We start from the raw sequence: 5,487 nt of genomic DNA, 5'->3' as shown, positions 1-5,487 counted from the left end.
AATGAGCAATCCTACGAAAATAAAAAATAAAAAAGCTGAATGATATTGTTTCCCACTTAATCCTATTTTTTTACTCTATCTATTTTTAAAATCAAAATCTTAATTATTTTAATTTGTATAATTTTTCATTTTACTAAAAACAACCTATATATTTTAATAATTTCCCACAAATTCCTCCACAGACAAAACCTTTCCATCCATTTCCAGTTCCTTAGCCAAATCACTGATATACGGCTGTTTCACCATGCTTTTCTCCAATGTGTCAAATTGCCAGAAAATATCACGTTTATCTCCATCAGCGATAACTTCTCCATTTGTCATTACAATTACCCTGTCAAAATTTTTTACTACAAATTCCATGTCATGAGTTATTGTAATTATCGTTTTCCCTTGCTTTTGAAGCTCGTCAATCAGGTTATGCAAAACTCTCATTCCTCTAAAATCCTGCCCTGCTGTTGGCTCATCCATTACAATAACGTCTGAACCCATTGCAATTACTGCGGCAATTGTAACAAATTTTCTCAAGGAATACGGTAAATTGTACGGATTTTCCTTTTGATATTTTTCAAGTTCCGTTAATTTTATGGCGGTTTCCACCATTGTTTTTGTTTCATCAGGAGAATATTTTAATTTTTTTGCTCCAAAGGCTATTTCATCGTAAACATTGTTATGAAATATCTGATCCATTGGATTTTGAAAGACATATCCGACTTTTCGGCTCATTTTGGCAACCGTATATTTCTTTGTATTCCAGTCATCTACAACAACATCTCCACTTACGGGCTTTAAAAGTCCATTCAACATTTTTACCATTGTTGTTTTCCCAGCGCCATTTTGCCCAATAATCGCAACTTTCTCCCCTTTTTTAACTTCAAGAGAAACATCATTAAGCACATTTTCAGTTCCATTGGGATATTTAAAATTCAGATTTTTTACAGTAATAAAACTCATAATTATAGCTCCTTTAACAATTCTATTAAATTATCTTTAATAATTATTTTATTGTTCCAGCTCCTCTTTTTTCCTCTTCGTGTATTCTGTGACTGTTCTAAAACTAAAAAAAGCCCCAAATATTATAAAAGTTACTGATACTATTAATAAATTTTTATAAAAAAATCGTTGATTAAAAACTTCATTTACCGAATTAAAAAACTCTGCTGTAAATTTTGTTTTCTCAGTGGAACTTATAAAATATGCCAGTTCAGTAACATTTCCAAGATAAATTGTTATAATTGATGGAATATATGCGAGAAAAAGGGCTGACAGCAATTCTTTATTTGAAGGCTCTTTCTTTTCTTTTGGTGCAAATCTGCTTCTATTCTTATCCTTTTCATTTTCAAAATTTTTTTTATCATATCTATTTAATCCGTATGTCCAGCCACTACATATTCCTAAAAAAATCAGCGCTTCAAAAAAAGGTATGTATTTATTAACAAATATTTTAAAAAGGCAATATAGGCAATAAACAATTGTCATCACAAAAAATAACAAAATAATTCCTAATAAGCCTGACAAACATCTTTTCATCAAAATTTCCCTTTCTCACTTTCCAAATTTTCTTATTTTCTAATAAAATTTAGGATATTTTTTATCAAAATTTTCTATCAAGTTTTTTAATAAAATTTCCTGACAAATTACTGTATTTTTAGCTTCAATTTCAAGAATCGTATTCTTTTTCAGATCACTTACTGTAATTGTGCCGATTTCAAATTCAATATTATAATTTTCCCAATCATAAATCTCATTATCAAATGTTACAGACTTATTCGATACTTGTATTTTAGGTGAACTTTCAAAAATCTGAGTCAATTCCTGCAATCCTTCTTCACTTGAAAATAAAAATTTGTTTTTCACAAAACCTTGATTTTGAAATGGAAAAATCTCAACTCCGCCATTTTCAATATTTTCTGCCACTTTTGGAAAATTTTTTTCTAAAAAACATTTTTGAAATACTGAAAATAAGTCATAATCATACCCGCTTCCATCTATCTTTTTCCAATTACCGCCATCAGGTATATACAAAATTTTAGAAAATTTCTTCATTTGAAATAATCTATTATCCTTAAAGAAAAAATATTTTAAATTTTCATAATACACTTTCTCTTTTTTGAAAATAAAATAATCATCATAAAATTCTATGTTAGGAAATTTATTTTTGTAATAAAAAATAAACAATCCATTTAATAAGACAAATAGTATAAATAAGACTATTGAAGTTGAAACAGAAGATAGGCTAAAGCCTTTTTCCATTTCTTTTGTCACTGAGAAAAGCAATATTATATCCAAAAATATCAAAATTCCTAAAATTTGTATTCTTGGTTTGGAATAAAATATAGTCCAGTCTATTTTTATAATTTTTTTCAATTTTCCTTCTTTCATAAAATCCCTTTCTCTTCCAATAACTTTCTATAAATCTCAAAATTTTCATTTTCAAAACATACAAAATTTACTTTTTCTATAAAATCACTTTTCGCCAAATATTCTGTCACAGCATTAATAGCAGTTTTTGCTGCTAAATCTTTTGGAAATCTGTACACTCCTGTCGAGATATTTGGAAAGGAAATATTTTTTAATTTATTTTTTTCAGCCAATTCTAAACTTGAGATATAGGCTTTTTTTAACAGTCTTTCTGCAAACAATTTTGTTTCATTATTTTTTCCTGACTGCCAGACAGGCCCAACTGTATGAATTACATTTTTAAATGGCATATTTCCTGCTCTTGTAATAACAGCTTCCCCAACGTTGCATTTCCCTTGAGAATCACGTATTTTCATACAATCTTCTGTTATTTCTTTTCCGCCTTTTCTATGAATTGCACCATCAACACCACTGCCTCCAAGTAAGGAAGAATTTGCGGCATTGACAATCACATCAGCAGGATATTCGGTAATATCGCCTTTTACAAGAACGATTCTATTTTTCAAATTTTTTGGTTTCATAATTTTTCCTTTTAAATAAATATTTTTAAGATTTGCTTAACAATTTTTATTTTTTCAATAAATCTACTATCTTTTCCTTGGTTATAGGAATTTCTTTAAGTTCAACTTTTCTTGCTTTTTCAAGTTCATAAGCAAGTATAGAATATTGTGTCATACCAATTTCCTTTTCCAGCAAGATTTTATTATTTAAAACTTCTTCCGCTTTTCCGCTCAAAATTATTTCCCCTTCATCAAGAACAAGGATATTTTGGGCATATTCTGCAATAAGTTCAAGTTTATGCTCAACCAAGATTATTGTTTTTCCTTCATTTGCCATTAAATTTATAATTTTGAAAATATCTTCTGTTCCTTTTGGATCAAGCTGTGAAGTTGGCTCATCAATAACTAGAATATCAGGATCCATTGCGATAATTGAGGCAAGTGCCACTCTTTGCTTTTGTCCGCCAGATAAATCGTAAGGATTTCTGTCACGCAGCTTTTCAATTTCAAGCAGTTTCAATATTTTTTCAACTTTGGAAATTATTTCTCCTTTGTCTAAACCTAAATTTTCAAGTCCATAAGCTATTTCCTCAAAAACTGTATCTTTTACTCCGCTAATCTGTGTAAACGGATTCTGAAATACAAACCCAATTTTCTGCACAAGTTCCTTTTGAGAATAATCTTTCAGTTCTTTATCTTCCAGCGTTATTTTCCCTGTCAGTTCCCCTTTATAAAAATCAGGCACAAATCGCCTCAACATATTACAAAACGTCGTTTTCCCGCTCCCATTTTTTCCAATTACAGCCCAAAATTCGCCTTTTTTTATCTCAATATTAATATTTTTCAGGGCTTGTTTTTCTTCAAGCGGATATTTGTAGTTTACATTTTCTATTTTGAAATAACCCATAAAACCCTCCACACAATACATAGCACTATAAAAATAGCTAGCATAATTTTCATAATTTTATCATTTTTTGTTTCTTCTATATCATGCAATATTGTCCGCTTCTCCCCAATTGAAAACCCACGTGCCTCCAGCGTAATCGCTCTTTCTTCAGTATTTAAAATAGAAGATAGCACTAATGGCACAAATGCTGGTAGTAAAGCCCTCGTTCTCACAAAAATATTTCCTTCTGTTTCCACACCTCTTGAACGCTGTGAATCCAAGATTACGCCAGCCTGTTTTCCCATTTCAGGAATTATTTGAAAAGTTAAAAGAAGGATAAATGCAAATTTAGGATTTATTCCTTTTTTTTCAAGAGCTACTGTAAAATCTTTTATTGAAGTTATAAGAGTCAGCAATGTAACTGAAGCCACGATTGCCCATAACTTTGATGTGATTTTTACAGCTTTTAGTAATCCAGCTTTATAAATTGTAAAAATCCCAATTTTTGCTACAATTTCATTTGAAGCAAATAACGTACTTTGTGCAGCAAATATAACTAAAGTCAATAAAAATAAACTTATAAAAACTCTTTTGAAATAAGTCCTGCCTTTTCCATAAAAACTTGCTAAAATTCCACAAATTATAACAAGCACATAGCCATAAAAGTCATTTGGGATTAAAAATGCTGAAATTATAAGTGATATTGCAAAATATAACTTTGTAAGCGGATACAGCCCTTCTAAAAATTTTTTTATCATTTTATTTCTCCACTTCTATTTTGTTCCATGAATATAGTTTTCTCCATGCTTAAATTTAATCAAATATCTATCAGACATACTTTTAACAATTAACATCGCAATAACAACTGTTATTACTTTATCACCAATTTCTGAAATAAAATTAGATAAAGTTGCAGCAACTTTTAAGCTTATCCCTTGTTTTACAAAAAATGAAGTCAAAACTCCAGTTGCATTTGGTGTAATTCCACCATACATTAAAATTGTTATTATAGTAGATGAACTAATACTAACTATCGCCAATATTAATGTACAAACTACTATTTTTACAACATAATTTTTCATTTTAAATCTAGTCAATGTTCCCATTACAACAGCAATCAAAATTCCAACTGGTATAAATGCCAAATTTTCAGGTGCAAGTCCACCAGTAACTATACTTGTAATAATTGCAGCAACTGATCCAACCCAAGGACCAGCCAGAAGACTTATAAAAACTGTTCCTATCGAATCAAGAAATAATGGCACATTTAACATTTTTGCAATAGTAAATCCTGTAAAATTAATAGCCACTGCTACTGGTATCAACAAACTTGACATTAAAGAAAAATCCTCTTTTAAACTTTTCATTTTTCTGCCTCCTTAAAATTTTATTTACTATATTTTAAAACATATTTGGCAATATTTCAACCTTTGGAAGAAAGTTTTATTATTTTTTTAACAATCATATTAAATTTATTCTTTAAATATTTTTACTATTTTCTATTTAAAAAACAAAAATTATACTTTATACTAAAAAATATAGAGGCATTCATCAAATAACATAATAATTCTTTTTTAACCGCTTTTTTAATCATGTGATATTTTCTTCAGAACATTCCTTATTGAACTTGCTTTTCCTAAAAAAAAGATACAAAATACAGGGAGCAGGACGAGAAAGAAGTAA

At 29.1% G+C, this 5,487-nt stretch carries 7 protein-coding genes; all 7 read right to left on the bottom strand.

Translation table 11 applies throughout. The features are described from left to right. Positions 1-153: 153 nt before the first annotated feature. Genes HMPREF1552_RS00785 through HMPREF1552_RS00755 form a run of 7 tightly spaced genes read right to left on the bottom strand, consistent with a single transcriptional unit; the run spans position 154 to position 5,171 of the window. A complete protein-coding gene (locus HMPREF1552_RS00785) occupies positions 154-951 on the bottom strand; it encodes an energy-coupling factor ABC transporter ATP-binding protein (protein ID WP_021743124.1) in 798 nt (265 codons plus the stop codon). Positions 952-999: 48 nt separating this feature from the next. Next, entirely contained in the window at positions 1,000-1,527 is a 528-nt protein-coding gene (locus HMPREF1552_RS00780) for a hypothetical protein (protein ID WP_021743123.1), read from the bottom strand. Positions 1,528-1,566: 39 nt separating this feature from the next. Next, positions 1,567-2,379 carry a hypothetical protein gene (locus HMPREF1552_RS00775; protein ID WP_021743122.1) on the bottom strand — a complete coding sequence of 271 codons (813 nt, stop codon included), beginning with the start codon at positions 2,377-2,379 and terminating at the stop codon, positions 1,567-1,569. Continuing rightward, on the bottom strand, positions 2,376-2,939 hold the full coding sequence (locus HMPREF1552_RS00770) for a macro domain-containing protein (RefSeq protein WP_021743121.1): 564 nt from the start codon (positions 2,937-2,939) through the stop codon (positions 2,376-2,378). Before HMPREF1552_RS00770 ends, HMPREF1552_RS00775 begins: the two co-directional genes overlap by 4 nt. 46 nt (positions 2,940-2,985) lie before the next feature. Beyond that, on the bottom strand, positions 2,986-3,825 hold the full coding sequence (locus HMPREF1552_RS00765) for an energy-coupling factor ABC transporter ATP-binding protein (protein ID WP_021743120.1): 840 nt from the start codon (positions 3,823-3,825) through the stop codon (positions 2,986-2,988). After that, the gene (locus HMPREF1552_RS00760; protein ID WP_021743119.1) at positions 3,807-4,562 is read right to left on the bottom strand and encodes an energy-coupling factor transporter transmembrane component T; all 756 of its coding nucleotides are present in this window, start codon (positions 4,560-4,562) and stop codon (positions 3,807-3,809) included. The genes HMPREF1552_RS00765 and HMPREF1552_RS00760 overlap by 19 nt, the downstream gene beginning before the upstream one ends. Positions 4,563-4,577: 15 nt before the next feature. Continuing rightward, a complete protein-coding gene (locus HMPREF1552_RS00755; RefSeq protein WP_021743118.1) occupies positions 4,578-5,171 on the bottom strand; it encodes a hypothetical protein in 594 nt (197 codons plus the stop codon). Positions 5,172-5,487: the final 316 nt, after the last annotated feature.

This window comes from Leptotrichia sp. oral taxon 879 str. F0557 (assembly GCF_000469385.1).
GTDB classification, from domain to species: domain Bacteria; phylum Fusobacteriota; class Fusobacteriia; order Fusobacteriales; family Leptotrichiaceae; genus Leptotrichia; species Leptotrichia mesophila.
The sequence above is the reverse complement of the archived record's forward strand: the minus strand, read 5'-3'. Positions and strand labels throughout refer to the sequence as shown.